The organism is Glaciecola sp. MF2-115, from assembly GCF_047250385.1.
Classification (GTDB): domain Bacteria; phylum Pseudomonadota; class Gammaproteobacteria; order Enterobacterales; family Alteromonadaceae; genus Glaciecola.
Window position 1 is genome coordinate 135,505 of record NZ_JBLBVM010000054.1, and the last position, 17,570, is coordinate 153,074.

The window sequence follows — 17,570 nt, forward strand, 5'->3', positions numbered from 1 at the left end:
TATAACGTTGCGCTTTCTAAAACCTTGCGTCTTTAAAAAAGTTCCGTCCTCTATAACCTTGCGCCTTTCATAACCTTGCGTCTTATATAACTTTACCTAATCCATAACACAGCCTAATCCATAAAGCTACGCAGCAATAAACGCTATTGTTAAATCCCAAAGCTGAAAGCAATCTAGTATTAATAGCTTGAAATCACCGCATACAAAGTCATAGAAACAAGATAGGCCAGCAAGCCGTAAGCAACAAATGCTCCCCATGCGTAGCGATTTTTACCTAACTCCGCTTTGAGTGTCGCGACGGTAGCCACACACTGCAACGCGATAACATAGAATGCTAACAGCGCTACGCCCGAAGCGAGTGAAAGCCCATCAGCTTCTAGGTTCGCAGCCAAACCCGCAATATTTTCATCAGCATTTTCTATGCTAAACATAGTTCCTAACACTCCCACAAACACTTCGCGTGCAAGGAAAGAAACAAGAATAGCGACACCATAACGCCAGTCTACGCCCATAGGCGCGAAAACGGGTTCGATCCACTGTCCTATTGCCGACAGGTATGAGTTTTGTAAATCGCCGTTGTTAGGAAAATATCCTAGGGACCAAATGACCAATGAAACAACAAAAATAATTGGACCCGCTCGTTTAATAAACTGTGTGCCGCTGTTCAATATTCGGTAAAACAAAGGTTGCCAATGCGGTAAACGGTAAGAAGGAAGCTCTAAGATAAACGGCATATCCTGGTACTCTTTCGAATCCTTCGTCATCTTATTTAATACCGCGCTAACTATCAGCGCTGTCAAAATACCAAAGAAATATAGGACGAAGAACATTACACCTTGCAGGTTAACCCAGCCTCCCAAATAACTTACATCAGGCACCAATACAGCGATGAGAAGCGCATAAACCGGTAGTCTTGCGGAACAGGACATCAATGGGACAGTGAGCATGGTCACAAAGCGTTTACGCGGCGATTCTATTGTTCGCGCCGCTAGTATTGCAGGTATTGCGCAGGCGTGGCCCGATAAATAAGGAATAAAACTGCGGCCAGACAATCCAAAGAAACTTAGAGGCTTATGACAAATCAGCGCTGCTCTAGCTAAGTAACCACTATCCTCTAGCAAACCAATGATGAGTGTTAAGACCATTATTTGTGGCACGAAAACAAGGAATGAGCCTAAACCACCAAATATCGCATCGCGGATGAAATCATTTAACAAGCCTTCACCGACAAAACCAGAAACGAGATTCGCCAAAATGCCTATTCCGCTCTCTGTAGCATCCATGAGAGGAGTGGCCCACGTGAATATGGCTTGGAACAAGAAGAACATAATTAGCAAAAAGGCTATTCCACCAAACACGGAATTTAGTAAAAGGCTGTCTATCTTATTTTGTCTTTTAAGCACAATGTCGGCTTGTATCGCAAACTCTTTCGCGAGAATTTTGGCCGCCACCCCACTAGCTTGTTGATTGATCTCCGTTGCTTTCACTCGAAATTTTTCCGGGGATACCGCTATTTCACTCAATCCCTTTTGTAATTCGTTGATGCCAATTAGCGTCTTGGCAGACACAGCAAAGACTGGGCTTCCCAACTTTTTGCTCAATTCAATGGTATCAATCGAATGATTAAAGCGCAGCAACTCATCAATCATGTTCAATGTGAAAACGACCGTTTTATCATACTGTTTAGCAATTTCTTGCACCTGCAACGCAAAGACAAGTGAACGTTCCATGCGGGTAGCATCGAGGTTACATAAAATGACGCTGGTTTCTTCATCGGACATTGCGGCCAACAGCTGTTCAATCGCAATTGACTCATCCTTCGATAAAGACTTTAGAGAATATGTGCCAGGGTAATCAATAAGTTCGAATTTCTGCTCTGCTTTCCCATCATATGCTTCACCCGTTTTAGGGCTGGCATTATGCGAAAAAGCATTGAATACGCCGCTTTTCAGCTCTACGGTTACACCGGGGAAATTAGCGACTTTCTGCCTTAATCCTGTTAATTGATTGAACAGCAGACTTTTGCCCGAATTGGGCTTACCAACAAGAAGAATTTTTTGCATTTTATATCGCGTTAACGTTTACATGATTAGCTATACTTTGTTCCAATGAATAGACGCAATCACCCAGTTGAATGATAGTCGGGCCGTTAAATGCGGTTCGTTTGATGCAGGTAATTAACTGCCCTTCTTCAAAACCCATTTCCTGCAATCTAATTGCAACATCAGACTGCATCGAAATACAAAGATCTGTTATCGAAGCCGATTTTTTTGAAGGAATATCCCAGACAGTCATAGTGCTCTCTTCATAATTACTGATTTACACCTTCATAGTGTGTGGAAAACGGCGATCCAATGCGGTTGCCGTGAGGTAATCAGTGTCATTAAAATTAGTTAAATAAGAATAATTCTTATTCTAATTAGTATCAAGAGCCATTGAGTAATTAATCACAATAAGCAGGCCAATACTTGATATAGCGCAAACCTTAGGACATTTACGCGATTTTCATGTGAACCATTTGACTATTTAGGATATATACAAAGCACACTCACAGCACTTTGCGATATTGTATTGGCTATATCTAGTTCAGCAATCGCCATTCAGCAATCGCAATTCAGCAATCGCAATAATGTGTGATTCTATACGGTAAACAACGGACTAATAATGAAAATCAACGCGAATTTCCAAGAAGTAGCTTTAGTGCATACCAGCAAGGAGGAATGGATTCCATCACCGATGGCAGGTGTTCATAGAAAACCCCTCGACCGAGTGGGTGATGAGCTTGCCCGTGCCACCAGCATTGTAAAGTATGCACCAAACAGTCATTTCTCCCCCCATACTCACGGTGGTGGTGAGGAGTTCATCGTGCTCGAAGGTGTTTTTCAAGATGAAAATGGGGATTATCCAGCTGGCTCATACGTTCGAAACCCTCCTCAGTCAAAGCATCAGCCTGGCTCAAAAGAGGGTTGCGTGATATTCGTAAAGCTATGGCAATTTCAGCCAGAAGATCGCCAGCATGTAAACGTCATAATGGACGAAGCGGAAATCGCTTTTAAGAATGAAGAGAACACAGTGCTTGAGCGTCTTTTGTTTAGCGACCAATATGAACAGGTAAAACTAGTGAACTTGCAGCCAAATACTCGGTGGAGTAGCGAAGCTTGCGATGGTAATGAAGTTTTAGTGATGGAAGGTACAGTTGAGCACGATAAGGTAAAACTTCAGCAATTTGACTGGTTACGCGTTCCCGCCGGAGAGTTTTTGAAGCTCAGTACCGGCGGGCTTGGCGCAAAAATTTGGGTGAAAACAGGCAACTTGCTAAACGTTGCGCAACAAATCGAAAGGCTTCAAGAGGCTTAATCTAAGCCTCTGTATTTGATGCCTTCTCACTTGTTATCAAACTCACAATTTGCCATCCAGCTTTTGGTTTCATATCGCTAGACGTTGTAAATAACTTTAGCTTCCCTTCCGCATTGATCGCACACAATGGTAAGCATCTATCTTTATATTCTTCCTTATAATCGTCATAACTGAAGTTTTCAGACAGCTTTGTGGTTTTGATACTTGCACCTTTCGATGTAAACCCAGCTAACTTCCCATAGGAAATATTTTCCGCAAACAGGCCCAACTTTTTGGAATAAGATTCAGATACCTGATGGCTCGGACGCTTCTGCAACTCACCATTACTCAAGCCTAAAACTGAACCTTTACCCATTTCATGCTCAAAGTGATATGTAACAAGTGGGTTCAATTGACGATAAGGTGACATCACTAAAACTTTACCAAGACCGGTTAAATCCAAGTTTCGCTCAGCATGTTCAGACATCGGATTCCCAAAGTAAGTGGGAACACCGTCCATTCTTGCTAATTTTATAGTTTCATAGTTAGTGTCGGCCAAACATACAGGAACGTTGTGAGTCATGAGTTCTTTTGCAAACATGCGACTAAATTGGGCTCCTCCAAAGATCAAATATCCTGTAGGTGCCGGCGCTCGAATACCTAAGAGTTCAGCCACTTTTGCACTTGTTAGACTTTGCAAAACAACTGTTGTGATGATGATTAAAAACACCATCGGGACGAGCATTTCAGCTTGAGCATAATCCAAAGCTTCTAATTTCAAAGCAAACAAAGCAGATACTGCCGCAGCCACGATCCCTCTTGGTGCTATCCAACTTAGTAGAGCCAATTCTCGCCATTTTAGTCCAGTACCAATGGATGATAAAAACACGCCTAATGGCCTCGCTACAAACATCACCGCAACGAGCACCAATACTGAACCCCAACCAACATCAAGGATCGCGTTCAACTCAATACGAGATGCGAGAAGAATGAACAAGCCTGATATTAACAAAACACTCAGAGTTTCTTTAAATTCCAAAATGTCGTCGACATCCACATCCTTCATATTCGCCATAAGAATACCCATTACCGTGACGGTCAGAAGTCCCGATTCATGCGCAATAAGGTTTGAAATTGCAAATGCGCCTAACATAATGGTTAGAACAGCAGTATTCATTAAGTAATGAGGGATCCAGTGATGACGTAACACCAAGCCTAAGAAATACCCAACGGCTATACCGATTCCAAATCCGACAGAAACAGTTAAGCCAAAAGCATACAGAGTATGGGTAAGCGCATCTTGTGTGGATATGATGTACTCGAATACAAGCACCGCTAGCAAGGCACCGATAGGATCGATGATGATCCCTTCCCAACGAAGGATATTGGAAACTTTATTGCTGGGTCGAACCGTTCGTAGCATAGGGACAATAACGGTCGGACCCGTCACAGTAACTATTGCTCCTAGCAAAAACGACATTTCCCACGACATATCCAATGTAAAGTGCGCCACAGGTGCTACCACCAACATGGTCACCAATGTTCCAATGGTACAAAGATTTCGCACCATCGAACCATGGCCACTTAAATCTTGCCTACGCAGCGTTAACGCTCCTTCAAATAGAATAATGGCAACGGAGAGTGAAACGACAGGAAACAGCAAGTCGCCAAACAGACCGTCGGCATCAATAACTCCGGTAACAGGGCCTGCGACAATACCCATAATTAGTAAAAATAATATGGCAGGTACGCGAACTTTGTAAGCTAAATATTGGCAAGCAATTGAAAGCAAGCCGACAATGACGAGTGGTATAATTAAGTTGTCCAATGACAATCCTGTTTGCATGTGTAAATCATAAAGTATTTATAACCCAAACTTGTTGTTTAGTCTCGAATTTTACAGTTTTTGCAAGCTTTGCATAATCCACTGCTTGATTTGTGACTCACTCAAGCCCCCAGATACACGGTCAATCTCCTTCCCTTTGTGAAAGAAAATCAAGGTTGGTATCGATCGAATAACGGCATCGGCTGAAACACTTGGCGCATTCTCTGTATTAACTTTGGCGAACAAAATGCCGTCCGATTCTTTTGCAACGCTCTCAAAAGCAGGCCCCATGGCTTTGCATGGACCACACCATTCCGCCCAAAAATCGACAATGACGGGCATGTGATTTTTTTCAACAAATTGGTAGAAGCTAGCATCATTAAGATTGACTGGCGTGCCACTGTATATTGCTTCACCACACTTTCCACACTTAGCACCAATATGCGTCTTATCTTCTGGGATTCGATTGGTAGATGAACAATGCGCGCAAACTATATGCATAGTTTTTCCTTACGTTCAAAAAAATGATACTTCACTATAAGAATTAGAATGTTGCAAATCTGACAATAAAGCGCAACAGTAGTTTAAAACTTTTGACCACAGTTGAGATAATAAAATGCTTAAATTATACGGATTTGACGTTAGTAACTATTACAACATGCTGAAACTAGCAATGGCAATAAAAGGTATCGAATATGAGGCTGTTGTTACCTACCCCAACCAAACGCCAGAATATCTCGCAATTTGTCCCACCGGCAAAGTGCCAGCCTTAGAAACAGAGGACGGTGTGCTGATTGAAACCAATGTGATCATGGAGTACTTGGATGAACTGTCTCCCGAAAAACCGCTGATCCCAGGCACAGCATACGAACGAGCACGAGTACGAGAGTTAATGAAGATGATTGAGTTATACATTGAATTACCTGCTCGACGTTGTCATACAGAAGCATTTTGGGGCGTGCCAGTTCATGAGCAGACCAAAACAGAAGTAAAACGTGCCTTACTCAATGGCATGCAAGCGCTATCTCGTGCAGCTTCATTCTCACCTTATCTAGCTGGAGATAAACTGACAGGTGCAGATATTTTCTTTTTGTATTCTGCTAGCTTAGCGTCCGTTGTTGCGAAAAAGCTATTTGATATTGATTTATTGGCTGAAGCACCTGGTTCGAAAGAGCTGTTTGCGAAGCTAAATGCAATGCCAGAAGTTCAGGCGATAGCGAAAGATACAAAGGCTGCTCAACCTGAATTTGAGGCGTATTTAGCAAAGGCCTTTGCGAAAGCGAAATAAACCTAGTTAAACCAAAAAAGAGCGCTAAGCGCTCTTTTTTATGTCACCAGGTATGCAGCTAATGCGGAGATTACGGCTCCGTAAGCCTACTAAGCTATTCTTACTTAAGCTATCCAGCCTCGCTGCTTCGCCATTCTAGCTAGAAGCAATAAGCCAATAGCAATAATAGCCACACCACTTTGCATGAATAACACCGTATTGCCTAATACCGCAACAGCATCTACAACGATAAAGATTCCGATATTTTGCACTATTAAACCGATAAGCGACAAGGCGAATAAAGGCACGGCCCAAGCTTTTTTCATGAGCAAGGCAACACAACCTAAAGAGCCAGTTACCACTGCTAACAAGGAAGCATATGAAGACCAACTAGGTGTATCTGCGTACATTTGCTGCTGCGCTGTGGACATGGCCGCTAGCGCCTCAGGCGAGATCATAAAGTTCATGATGACCGCAGCGGCGCCTATCAAATTCCAAAACAACGCGACAACGGCAACAACAACCAACCACATAGGTGTTTTATTCATAATGCTTTCCGTGTTAAATATTTGTAAACAGTAGAATATATTGAACGTGAGCAAAAGTAAAAAAACAAGCTTGAATTGGATATCCTCATTGTTTGATATAGGATGTTGGCACAACTCATAAATCGGTGATACCTTGCAAGCAATAATTGATGAAATAGCGCAGAAAATGGCGGCCTCGCCAGATAAAGGTAAGGTTGCGTCCTACATTCCTCAACTTGCGCGTGTAGATCCAAACCAGTTCGCAATTAGTGTTGCTTTACCAAACGGAGAAACCTACAGCGCGGGGTGTGCACAAACTTCATTCTCTATTCAAAGTATTTCTAAGGTATTTACGTTAACACTCGCCTTAGGGAAACTTGGTGAACACATTTGGACTAGAGTTGGTCGAGAGCCATCCGGCGACCCCTTCAATTCAATTGTTCAACTAGAGCATGAACATGGTAAGCCGCGTAATCCTTTTATCAACGCCGGTGCAATAGCTATTGCGGACACGATAATACAAAGTAGTCAGTCAGAAGAAGCCTTAGCTGAAATTGTACAGTTCATGCGTTTTCTAGCGGACGATGACAGTATCGCCATTGACTATAAAGTAGCACGTTCCGAAGTTGAAACGGGTAACAGAAATGCGTCATTAGCCTATTTTATGGCATCGTTTGGGCACTTTAATAACCCTGTCGATGCCGTCTTGAGAACGTATTTTCATCACTGCTCCATTGCCATGACTACCCAGCAATTAGCCAAAGCAGGCTTATTTTTGGCAAATGACGGAATTAACCCTGCCACAGGCTATGCCATCGTGACGCCGCAGCGAGCAAAACGAATCAATGCGCTTATGCTGACCTGTGGACATTATGATGGTTCCGGTGAGTTTGCTTTCAGAGTAGGACTTCCTGGAAAGAGTGGCGTTGGCGGCGGAATACTCGCGATAGCACCAGGCAAAGCATCTATAGCAGTGTGGTCACCTGGTTTGGATGTTATTGGTAATAGTAAACTAGGTACTGAGGCGCTAGAGTTATTCGCAAATAAAACAGGTTGGTCGGTGTTTGGCAGTTAATAACAATATAAATAATTATTGGGGAGACTACTGTTTCCCCCTAACTGCAGAAACGAAACTAGCGATAATCACAAATACCAGTGACAACATTAAAGATAAAGAAATAATCTGCATTAATGCTGGGTTATTTTCCGGCGTAAACGTGGCATCTCCCATGTAATAGTGCATCATCAGATTAACGATACTCATACCAACTAGATTCCCGATTGTGCGCGATAAATTCATCGAAGCTGAAGCAACACCAACCTCTTGCTCCTTTACTGCGCCCATAATTGCACTATTATTTGGTGTTGAAAATAAACCAAAGCCTAAGCCTACTAAACCGAGCGAAGCGGCTATATAAATAGCCGTTGTACTGGAATCGATTTGGTTTAGAAAGAGGAAGCCAAGAGCCACGATACTGCAGCCTAGAGTGGCAACTATTCGAGCTTGAAAACGATCCGCTAACTTTCCTGCAAATGGGGCGACGATAGCCATGCACAATGCCTGCATTAGGAGTATTTGACCCGCATATGCTGGACTAAACCCTTTAATATATTGCAGGTATAAACTCAGTAGAAAGATAATGGCAAAATTACTTCCATACATAAGGAATGAAGTAGTTAATGACATACTGAATACGCGACTTTCTTTAAACATTTGCACACGGATCAGTGGCTGTTTATCCCGACTTTGATGCACTATAAAGCTAACTATGCTCAGGAGAGAAATTAAGAGTAAGCCAAAGCCAAATAAACTAGGTAGGAGACTAAGCCCATACACCAGTGTTCCGGCGAAAGTCATGAATATGGCAGATCCAATCCAGTCGAAACGCGAGTGATGCTCATTCTTCCATTCTCCATGCAATTTTAGCTTAATGAAGATAAGTAATATCAACATCAAAGGTATTTGAAAATAAAATACCGATCGCCAACCTAGCCACTCCGTTAGCCATCCACCAATAGCAGGTGCTAAGGTTAGCCCAATGTAAACACACGCAGCTAAGACACCAAGTGCCGCACCTCTTTTATGCGACGGCGTAACCGAAGTAATAATTGCCACACCCGTGCTGAAGATCATTGCCCCCGATGCACCTTGCACAAATCGCCAAATTAAAATCCAATCAATATTAGTCGCAACAGCACACATCAATGCGCTGAGTGCATTAAGAAATAAACCCAGTGCATAGATACGTTTACGACCGTAGTTGTCTGCCAATTTTCCGAAAGGCAACATGAAAGCGACATTAGCCAAAATATAGAGTGTGGGAAGCCACGAGACTTTGATAGCGTTCGCTTGCAAATCTTCAGCGAGAGCTGGGATCGCAACATTCACGGCAGCCATTCCCATAGGTGCAATGAGATAGCCGATGCAAACGGCAATTAGCGCAATTGTGGTGACCGGCATTTTTGACAATACAATATCCGAATTTTTAAAATGACGTCAAAGTGCCATTTTTAATGAAATAGAAACCTTAGGGGCGTAAAGACATACGAGGCTTTATCTTTTAAGGAGCATAAACTTTTAAGAAGAGTTTCCTCCTAAGGAGTGCTTACTTTCAAAAAGGCGCATTCTCTAAAGGTGCATTCCCGAAAGACTGTATTATCGCATGTAAATACAATGCATAACGAGCATAAGTTATAAGAAGAGCCTAATTGATTTTAATATTTGCATAAGCATGTATTGCACCTAGTATTAATTGTGTTTATGCTCGCGAAAATTGTCGCTGCCTACGCAGGACATTTTAGATGCGTTTTTACTAAGTGCTCTATATTGGAATCACCTACATGACCCCTACTTCTCAGGGTAAAGCTACCGTTTTTGGCACCTTATTAGGTGTGGCGGAAGGTAATGTTTGCTCGTACTCAAGCGACTATGATACCGCCGATGATAAAGAATATCCCAACCGAAGTTCTTATCGTAGCTACTACGACGGCATTTACATGGGCTACAAATGGCAATGCGTTGAATTTGCTCGACGCTGGTTATACATCAACAAAGGCTATATTTTTAATGATGTCACCATGGCCTACGAAATATTCAACTTGCGTGATGTGCGAGAGATCCACAGCAATCAAAATTTACCCTTAAACGCATTTAGAAACGGCTCTTTGCGTCATCCAGAACCTGGTGCCATGATTATTTGGGATGAAGGCGGTGATTTTGAGAATACTGGTCATGTCGCGATCGTAAGTGAAGTGTTGCCGCACGCGATACGCATTGTAGAGCAAAATATGGATTTTGTGCCGTGGAAAGATCACAGAAACTTTTCGAGAGAGATTGCTTATAAGATAGGCGAGCAAGGCGACTTTTGGCTCCATTGCTCACCAAAAGAAGGGCATATTCTCGGCTGGATGCTGCAAACTGAAGATGATCTTCACAGTGAAGGTACGCCTGAAATTAATTCACAATTGTACAATGTGCATTTGGCCGAACACACTACGAACACAGACGCTTCTCGGCCATGGCTAAACATCGCCAACGAAGACGAAGCTGCTTATGTTGAGATGATGAAAGGCCATTGGCTTACCTCTGTAAAAGAAGACTTCAATCAGTATTACACTGTGTCACAAAGTGCAGAAGCACTATTAGAAACCGCAACAGATGAGTTGCACGGTATGTTTATGCATGCCACCGATTACGTACTTCAACATCCTGAGCTCTTAGAGTCTTTTGGTTTCCCGGAAGCTATTATTCCAAGAATTCGTCAGTCTTGGGACAAGCGCGTAAATCAATTGATAACTAGTCGCTTTGATTTCGCTTTGTCTGATGCAGGCTTGAAGGTTTACGAATACAACTGCGACTCTGCTTCTTGCTATATGGAAGTAGGCAAAATACAAGGTAAATGGGCGAAGCATTTAAATATCAAACGTGGCCATGATGCTGGAAAAAGCCTGTTCTCTGATCTCGTTAGTGCTTGGAAGAAAAGCGATGTAAAAGGCAAAGTACACGTACTTCAAGATAGCGACCCTGAAGAAGACTATCATGCCTTATTTATGCAAGACGCCATTCAATCAGCAGGCTTGGAATGTGAGCGCGTCGTTGGACTCAGCTCCTTAAAGTGGAATGCTGACGGCATCATTGTCGATTCGCAGGGAGATCCTATTCGTTGGATTTGGAAAACGTGGGCTTGGGAAACTGCGCTTGAGCAGCTTCGGCATGAAATAGTCGACTCACCCGATGAGAGCTTTATTAACCATCCAAACGTTAGAGAAGGCAAAACGCCAAAGCTGGCAGATGTGTTGCTGCATAAAGACATTATGGTTTACGAACCTATGTGGACACTCATCCCAAGCAACAAAGCAATACTGCCAGTGCTGTGGACTTTATTCCCTAATCACCCATGGTTACTAGAAACAAGTTTGCAGTTAAGTGATGAATTAAAACAAAAGGGCTTTGTATCTAAGCCTATTGTTGGTCGTTGTGGTGCGAACATTCAACTAGTGGATGAGAACAACCAAACGCTCGCTGAAAAAGGCGGCAACTTTGGTGAACGAGATTACGTGTATCAACAGCTATGGCCTTTACCTAAAATTGGCAAATACTATGTACAACTGTGTACATTTACGGTTGCTGGGAATTATGCAGGTAGCGGTGTTCGCGTTGATCCATCCATGATCATTGGCAAAGACAGTGATTGCATGGCCCTACGCGTGCTTGAAGATGATGTGTTTGAGATTAGTCAGCGACAATCTTAATAGAGCGTATATACTCAATAACGAACTTTCGGCCAACGCAACAGGCCGTGAATATTTGAATACCGGAGCGAATACTTGAAGACCTTTACCTGCCAATGTGGAAACACCTTACATTTTGCGAATACTAAATGCGTACAATGCGGACTTTTCCTTGGCTTTATTCCTGACGTACGCCAGCTTAGTGCGTTCACCAAAACCTCTAATAACGCAATGCTAGCTTCTAACAACGGCAAGCTGTACAAGCCATGTAAAAACTATTCCGTTCAAGATGTGTGTAATTGGATGGTTGAATTGGATGATCCTAATGAGCTTTGCGTATCTTGTCGCCTTACAGAAACGATTCCTAATTTAGATGAAAATGATAATCGTCAATTGTGGTTCTTATTAGAGAAGGCTAAACGTTCATTTCTTTACTCGGTCATCAAGTTACAGCTACCAATATCAAGTCGAACTGAAGACCCGGAGAATGGCCTTGGCTTTGATTTCTTGCAAGATCAAACCGAAGACGAGTTTGGCAATGAGTTAACCATTAAGAACTTTGTAACGACAGGCCATAGCAACGGTTTGATAACAATAAACATAAACGAAGCAAACCCAGCTAAGCGTATCAAGTTGCGAGAAAAAATGAATGAAAGCTACCGCACTTTACTGGGTCATTTTCGTCATGAATCGGGGCATTATTATTGGGATAGACTCATTCGAGATTCCGATCATTTAAGTGAATTTAGAGAGCTTTTTGGTGATGAGACCTTGGATTACCAAAGCGCAATGAATAATTATTACGCCAATGGCCCAGCAGCGAATTGGCAAAGTGTCTGGATTAGCGCTTATGCGACCATGCATCCATGGGAAGATTGGGCGGAAACCTGGGCTCATTATTTACACATGGTGGACACGCTCGAAACGGCAAACAACTTCGACCTAAGTATTTCAAACATAGAAATAGTAAGCCCTTATACAGCGACAAAAACTCACAGCAAGTTAGACACGGAGATAAGCTTTAGCAAATTATATAATGATTGGTGCGCATTAACCGGCGTCATTAACTCATTAAATAGAAGCATGGGAATGGATGATGCTTACCCATTCGTAATATCGATTACTGCACTGAATAAACTCAGGTTTGTACATCAGGTAATTATGGAGCGTTCAGAAATCGCATAAACACCCAAACCAGCATGCTCAATACACATTTTTCTGAAGCGTGCTACTCTGTTAATAGAATTATTAGTAAGCAAGGAATGTTATGGCTATTCGTTGGGGTAATTACAAAGTTTCTCATTTGCATGATGAACTGATTGAGAAAGCGGGCAAACCTAGAGATTATTCACAGGATTTATGTGACTACCTTTATGCCTTATCAGACAAAGAAATCAATGAATTGAAGGCGGCTTCAGAGTCGGCCATTCATACAATGGGCATTACGTTTCGCGTCTATCATCAAGAAGAAGGCTCGATTGACCGAGCTTGGCCTTTTGACATTCTACCGCGCTTAATTGACGCTAAAGAGTGGGCCGAAATTGAACGTGGCTTAAAGCAACGAGTGAAAGCCCTCAACATGTTCATTGATGATCTTTACAATGATCAGAACGCTATCAAAGACGGCATATTTCCAGCAGATTTATTGAAAAACTCCAAAAATTTCCTGAAAGAATGCAAAGGCTTCAGCCCGCCACATGGAATTTGGGCGCATATTTGCGGATCTGACTTAGTCCGTGATGATAAAGGTCAGGTGTACGTACTTGAAGATAATTTGCGAGTCCCTTCTGGTGTGTCGTATATGCTTGAAAACAGACAGGTGATGAAGCGAGTGTTACCTGAAATGTTTCAAAAATATAATATTTTACCTGTCGACGACTACCCTTCTCAGCTATACGACATGTTGGCAGAGATGTCGCCTCGAGATATTGAAGAACCTGAAATAGTTGTATTAACACCCGGGATTTACAATTCAGCCTATTTTGAACATGCTTACCTTGCCCAACAAATGGGCGCTGAATTAGTAGAAGGCACTGATTTAGTTGTCGAAGATGATGATTGCGTTTATATGCGAACCATCAATGGCTTAGCGCGTGTAGATGTTATATATCGTCGTATTGATGATTGGTTTATCGATCCAGAAGTATTCAGTCCAGATTCCATGTTGGGCGTTAGCGGCTTAATTCGAGCGTGGAAAGCTGGCAATGTTGCTTTGGCCAATGCACCTGGTTCTGGGGTGGCAGATGATAAAGTTGTTTACGCCTATGTACCTGCTTTAATTGAATATTATCTAGGTGAAGAAGCGATCATACCTAACGTACCTACATATAAATGTAACAACAAAAAAGAACGCGACTATGTACTCGAGAACATAGAAAAAATGGTCGTGAAGCCAGCCAACGAATCGGGTGGTTATGGCATGTTGATTGGCCCTCACTCTGATAAAAAAGAACATGACAAATTCAGAAAATTAATCAAAGCGAACCCTCGAAATTATGTGGCTCAACCGATGTTAATTCTCTCCACAGCCCCTACGATGGTTGGGACTAAAGTTGAACCGCGACATTTGGATCTACGTCCTTTCATTCTATCTGGAAAAGACGTCACGGTAACCACTGGAGGGCTAACAAGAGTAGCCTTAGAAAAAGGCTCAACAGTAGTCAACTCATCACAAGGTGGCGGTAGTAAAGATACTTGGATAGTTCAAATGGAGGAGAAATAGCATGTTATCAAGAGTCGCAAACAGCTTGTACTGGCTAGCCCGCTATCTAGAAAGAGCCGAGAATACCGCACGTTTAGTGAATGTTAACTCTCATCTGCTTTTGGATTTACCATCAAGTGTAAAGCTTGGTTGGGAACCAATTATTGATATCTTATCGTTCAGGGATACCTTCTACGAACTTCATGAAAACGCAGATGAAGAGAGTGTCATTGACTTTATGATAGTCGACAAAAAACACTCTGGTTCTATTGTTAGTTCACTTTCTGCTGCACGAGAAAACGCGCGCACCGTAAAAGAAATTATACCGCGCGAGGCTTGGGAGCAAATAAATGAACTTTATCACTATGTTACCGAAAACAGCGCTATTGCATTTAAACGACGCACTCGTTATCAATATTTGTCGAAAATTATTCTAGCAAACCAAACCATCACGGGTTTACTAGCGGGTACCATGACCCATGATGAAGCCTATTTATTCATGCGCATCGGCAGAAACTTAGAACGAGCAGATATGACAACGCGTATTATTGATGTGCGTTCTGCGTCACTTTTACCTGAGCTAGAAAATGAACTTCCTGCTTTTAGAAACATTCAATGGATGGGCGTACTAAAATCGATGACAGCCTATCAAATGTATCGTAGAGAAGTTCGAGTGCGCATTAATCGCAAAGATGTGTTGGAGTTTCTATTACTCGAATCAAGGTTTCCACGCTCATTGATCCATGCAATTGAGCAAGTTGAGCGCTCATTATCTGAACTACCCCATAATAAAGTGGCCGTCGAAAAAACGAGAATTTTGCGCAATTATCTTCTGAATGCCAAACCTGCTGTACTGGAGCAAGAAAAATTGCATGATTTTATTGATGATATACAACTTGGTTTAATTGAAGTTAATGAGAAAGTGTCTGATACTTACTTTTAGATCAACAAATGGAGAAGCTGTAAATGGATATATTATTTGATTATATTTTAACAATTGAGATGGCGTTTATCGTCCTCGTTTTAGTGCTGTTAAAAAGCAGCATTAAATTTGTCCCACAAAACCGTGCTTACGTTATTGAACGTTTCGGTAAATTCCAGTCCACGAAAGAAGCGGGCTTGAACTTCATACTACCCTTTATCGACCGTATCTCTGCAGATCGTTCTCTAAAAGAACAAGCTGTCGATGTGCAAGAACAAAGTGCTATTACCAAAGATAACATTTCACTCATGGTTGATGGGGTTTTGTACTTCAGAGTAATGGATCCATACAAAGCAACCTATGGTGTAGAAGATTACGTTTTTGCCGTTACTCAATTGGCACAAACTACGATGCGTTCTGAGTTAGGTAAAATGGAGCTAGATAAAACCTTTGAAGAAAGAGACATCCTAAACTTGAATATCGTCACTGCAATTAACCAAGCCGCAGGTCCTTGGGGTATTCAGGTAATGCGATATGAGATTAAAGACATCATTCCACCTGGTTCCATTATGGAAGCGATGGAAGCACAAATGAAAGCCGAGCGAGTAAAGCGTGCGCAAATTTTAGAATCGGAAGGTGATAGACAAGCGGCAATTAACCGCGCTGAAGGTGAAAAAGCGTCTGTTGTTTTAGCCGCTGAAGGTGATAAGTCAGAGCAAATATTACGTGCTCAAGGTGAAGCATCAGCAATCGTCGCCGTTGCAGAAGCTCAGGCCGAAGCTCTGAAAAAAGTAGGTGAAGCAGCCAATACTGACGAAGGTCAAAAAGCCATTCAACTCGATCTCGCTACCCGAGCTATTGAAGCGAAAAAGGCCATCGCCAAGGAATCAAGTGTGGTATTGCTTCCCGAATCAGGTACTGAGGCCGCATCTGTGGTAGCACAAGCTACCAGCATCATCAGCGCACTGACGAAAAAAGGAGTTTAGTATGGAATGGTTTGCTAACAACTTAATCGAAACAATATTAATTATAGGTGTCGTGCTTCTAATCATTGAAATTGTGGTTTTGGGTTTTAGCACATTCTTCCTGTTTTTTGCAGGCTTGGCAGCTATAGCCACTGCAGCGATCATGTGGGTGGGATTAATTCCAGAGACCGTGTCTTGGGCATTAATTTCAACCGCTGTTTTTACAGCCGTTTTCGCTGCATTGTTATGGCGAAGACTATACAGCCTGCAAAATAGTGTTGATCATAAACGTGCGGACTCTGATCTTATAGGACACACATTTATTTTGTCCGAGAATGTTGAAGCAGCCTTACCGCTGAAAGAGAAGCCTTTGTATGAATATTCAGGCGTGAATTGGCATTTAGATGCGCTTGAAGACATTGCGAAAGGTACACGTGTAGAAGTTGTGCAAGCGGATGTTGGGACGCTGTTAATTAAAGCCAAATCATAACTATCTGTTGCACTATTAATTAATGCTTATAAGTACTTAGCTTATTACTACAATATAATTTGTAAAAGTGGCCTGCACACTCAACAAGTGCAGGCACTATTACTATCATTCAAGCGGGTTTGGAATAGAAGCATTGCTGCAAAGCAATAAAACTGCTTTTATAAATTATGTTCCGTTATTTCTCCAGCACTGCCACCATATGTTTGACCGCCATAAGAGAAGCTGGATACATCACGAATGTAGTAAGCGAAATGCGGTAAATCCCCATCAGCGAAAGTACGATCGCCGAACTGCTTACCAAATACGCAAAAATTCGCGTTACCCAGTGAATTCCACCCCGACGCTAATGTCGCGCTAGGATTCGTTTGGCCCGTAACACTTTCAGATTGCTCCAATAAACTGTTCCAAAGGTTTACGCAAAACTGACTGCCACTACCGCTACCCGTTGGCCATTCAGAAACAGAATCGATAGGAACCGTGCTGCCTCTAACCACTACAGGATTAGTTTCACGCAGTAAGTAAGTGCTACGCACTAGGGAAACCGATGATTTGAATGCACCTGCGACGGCTTTTGTGGTCTTTAAATTGGCATCATCCGAGAGATCAATAAATTTCGGAACAGCGATGACTGTTAATATTCCCAAAATGACAATGACGACTATTAACTCAATTAATGTAAAACCTCGTTGCTTTAACGCGCGCTCAGAATTCAAACTATACAAACCTTTAACTCTCCTACAACTATTATCACCTCAAGAAATAAGCTGAGGTTATTCTAAAATTTGAGGCGGAATACTAAAGTCCAA

At 42.3% G+C, this 17,570-nt stretch carries 16 protein-coding genes; 9 read left to right on the forward strand and 7 right to left on the reverse strand.

The window, feature by feature from the left end; all coding sequences use genetic code 11:
• Window positions 1-179 precede the first annotated feature (179 nt).
• Window positions 180-2,063: a ferrous iron transporter B gene (gene feoB, locus ACKLNX_RS12600; protein WP_412972604.1), complete on the reverse strand. Its 1,884-nt coding sequence runs from the start codon at window positions 2,061-2,063 to the stop codon at window positions 180-182.
• 1 nt (window position 2,064) lies between these two features.
• Complete coding sequence (locus tag ACKLNX_RS12605; RefSeq protein WP_411692478.1) at window positions 2,065-2,295, reverse strand: FeoA family protein; 231 nt, start codon at window positions 2,293-2,295, stop codon at window positions 2,065-2,067.
• 369 nt (window positions 2,296-2,664) lie between these two features.
• Here ACKLNX_RS12605 and ACKLNX_RS12610 point away from each other — a divergent pair, with 369 nt between their 5' ends.
• Complete coding sequence (locus ACKLNX_RS12610; protein WP_412972605.1) at window positions 2,665-3,357, forward strand: cupin domain-containing protein; 693 nt, start codon at window positions 2,665-2,667, stop codon at window positions 3,355-3,357.
• 1 nt (window position 3,358) lies between these two features.
• Here the strand turns inward: ACKLNX_RS12610 and ACKLNX_RS12615 are convergent, their stop codons facing one another.
• Both ACKLNX_RS12615 and trxC read right to left on the reverse strand, forming a co-directional pair.
• A complete protein-coding gene (locus ACKLNX_RS12615) occupies window positions 3,359-5,164 on the reverse strand; it encodes a cation:proton antiporter (protein ID WP_412972606.1) in 1,806 nt (601 codons plus the stop codon).
• Between the two features lie 69 nt (window positions 5,165-5,233).
• Window positions 5,234-5,662 (reverse strand): thioredoxin TrxC, encoded by a 429-nt coding sequence (gene trxC, locus ACKLNX_RS12620; RefSeq protein ID WP_412972607.1) that lies wholly within the window; start codon window positions 5,660-5,662, stop codon window positions 5,234-5,236.
• Window positions 5,663-5,777: 115 nt separating this feature from the next.
• On the opposite strand from trxC, the gene ACKLNX_RS12625 reads away from it, so the two are divergent.
• Window positions 5,778-6,449, forward strand: coding sequence for a glutathione S-transferase family protein (locus tag ACKLNX_RS12625; protein ID WP_411692474.1), 672 nt, complete (start codon window positions 5,778-5,780; stop codon window positions 6,447-6,449).
• Window positions 6,450-6,553: 104 nt separating this feature from the next.
• On the opposite strand, the gene ACKLNX_RS12630 is transcribed toward ACKLNX_RS12625, so the two are convergent.
• Complete coding sequence (locus ACKLNX_RS12630) at window positions 6,554-6,976, reverse strand: hypothetical protein (RefSeq protein ID WP_412972608.1); 423 nt, start codon at window positions 6,974-6,976, stop codon at window positions 6,554-6,556.
• A gap of 133 nt (window positions 6,977-7,109) precedes the next feature.
• Between ACKLNX_RS12630 and ACKLNX_RS12635 the strand changes: the two genes are divergently transcribed.
• Window positions 7,110-8,030, forward strand: coding sequence for a glutaminase (locus ACKLNX_RS12635; RefSeq protein WP_411692472.1), 921 nt, complete (start codon window positions 7,110-7,112; stop codon window positions 8,028-8,030).
• 27 nt (window positions 8,031-8,057) lie between these two features.
• Here ACKLNX_RS12635 and ACKLNX_RS12640 read toward each other — a convergent pair whose 3' ends face one another.
• Window positions 8,058-9,416 carry an MFS transporter gene (locus ACKLNX_RS12640; protein ID WP_412972707.1) on the reverse strand — a complete coding sequence of 453 codons (1,359 nt, stop codon included), beginning with the start codon at window positions 9,414-9,416 and terminating at the stop codon, window positions 8,058-8,060.
• A 380-nt stretch (window positions 9,417-9,796) separates the two neighbouring features.
• On the opposite strand from ACKLNX_RS12640, the gene gss reads away from it, so the two are divergent.
• The 6 genes from gss to ACKLNX_RS12670 all read left to right on the forward strand — a co-directional run bounded on the left by gss (window position 9,797) and on the right by ACKLNX_RS12670 (window position 16,764).
• Window positions 9,797-11,707: a bifunctional glutathionylspermidine amidase/synthase gene (gene gss / locus ACKLNX_RS12645; RefSeq protein ID WP_412972609.1), complete on the forward strand. Its 1,911-nt coding sequence runs from the start codon at window positions 9,797-9,799 to the stop codon at window positions 11,705-11,707.
• A gap of 75 nt (window positions 11,708-11,782) precedes the next feature.
• A complete protein-coding gene (locus ACKLNX_RS12650) occupies window positions 11,783-12,871 on the forward strand; it encodes a putative zinc-binding metallopeptidase (protein ID WP_412972610.1) in 1,089 nt (362 codons plus the stop codon).
• Window positions 12,872-12,953: 82 nt separating this feature from the next.
• On the forward strand, window positions 12,954-14,408 hold the full coding sequence (locus tag ACKLNX_RS12655) for a circularly permuted type 2 ATP-grasp protein (protein WP_412972611.1): 1,455 nt from the start codon (window positions 12,954-12,956) through the stop codon (window positions 14,406-14,408).
• Window position 14,409: 1 nt separating this feature from the next.
• Window positions 14,410-15,330 (forward strand): alpha-E domain-containing protein, encoded by a 921-nt coding sequence (locus ACKLNX_RS12660; protein WP_412972612.1) that lies wholly within the window; start codon window positions 14,410-14,412, stop codon window positions 15,328-15,330.
• A 23-nt stretch (window positions 15,331-15,353) separates the two neighbouring features.
• A complete protein-coding gene (locus tag ACKLNX_RS12665) occupies window positions 15,354-16,295 on the forward strand; it encodes an SPFH domain-containing protein (protein ID WP_412972613.1) in 942 nt (313 codons plus the stop codon).
• Between the two features lies 1 nt (window position 16,296).
• Window positions 16,297-16,764, forward strand: a complete 468-nt coding sequence (locus ACKLNX_RS12670; RefSeq protein ID WP_412972614.1) for an NfeD family protein — start codon at window positions 16,297-16,299, stop codon at window positions 16,762-16,764.
• 158 nt (window positions 16,765-16,922) lie between these two features.
• Here the strand turns inward: ACKLNX_RS12670 and ACKLNX_RS12675 are convergent, their stop codons facing one another.
• The gene (locus ACKLNX_RS12675) at window positions 16,923-17,486 is read right to left on the reverse strand and encodes a Tfp pilus assembly protein FimT/FimU (protein WP_412972615.1); all 564 of its coding nucleotides are present in this window, start codon (window positions 17,484-17,486) and stop codon (window positions 16,923-16,925) included.
• Between the last annotated feature and the right edge of the window lie 84 nt (window positions 17,487-17,570).

What these genes read in the sequence shown, in the direction of transcription:
- feoB (WP_412972604.1), bottom strand. Translation starts at nt 2,063, where the DNA reads ATGCAAAAAATTCTTCTTGTTGGTAAGCCCAATTCGGGCAAAAGTCTG.
- ACKLNX_RS12610 (WP_412972605.1), top strand. Translation starts at nt 2,665, where the DNA reads ATGAAAATCAACGCGAATTTCCAAGAAGTAGCTTTAGTGCATACCAGC.
- ACKLNX_RS12630 (WP_412972608.1), bottom strand. Translation starts at nt 6,976, where the DNA reads ATGAATAAAACACCTATGTGGTTGGTTGTTGTTGCCGTTGTCGCGTTG.
- trxC (WP_412972607.1), bottom strand. Translation starts at nt 5,662, where the DNA reads ATGCATATAGTTTGCGCGCATTGTTCATCTACCAATCGAATCCCAGAA.
- ACKLNX_RS12640 (WP_412972707.1), bottom strand. Translation starts at nt 9,416, where the DNA reads ATGCCGGTCACCACAATTGCGCTAATTGCCGTTTGCATCGGCTATCTC.
- ACKLNX_RS12660 (WP_412972612.1), top strand. Translation starts at nt 14,410, where the DNA reads ATGTTATCAAGAGTCGCAAACAGCTTGTACTGGCTAGCCCGCTATCTA.
- ACKLNX_RS12655 (WP_412972611.1), top strand. Translation starts at nt 12,954, where the DNA reads ATGGCTATTCGTTGGGGTAATTACAAAGTTTCTCATTTGCATGATGAA.
- ACKLNX_RS12665 (WP_412972613.1), top strand. Translation starts at nt 15,354, where the DNA reads ATGGATATATTATTTGATTATATTTTAACAATTGAGATGGCGTTTATC.
- ACKLNX_RS12625 (WP_411692474.1), top strand. Translation starts at nt 5,778, where the DNA reads ATGCTTAAATTATACGGATTTGACGTTAGTAACTATTACAACATGCTG.
- ACKLNX_RS12670 (WP_412972614.1), top strand. Translation starts at nt 16,297, where the DNA reads ATGGAATGGTTTGCTAACAACTTAATCGAAACAATATTAATTATAGGT.
- gss (WP_412972609.1), top strand. Translation starts at nt 9,797, where the DNA reads ATGACCCCTACTTCTCAGGGTAAAGCTACCGTTTTTGGCACCTTATTA.
- ACKLNX_RS12605 (WP_411692478.1), bottom strand. Translation starts at nt 2,295, where the DNA reads ATGACTGTCTGGGATATTCCTTCAAAAAAATCGGCTTCGATAACAGAT.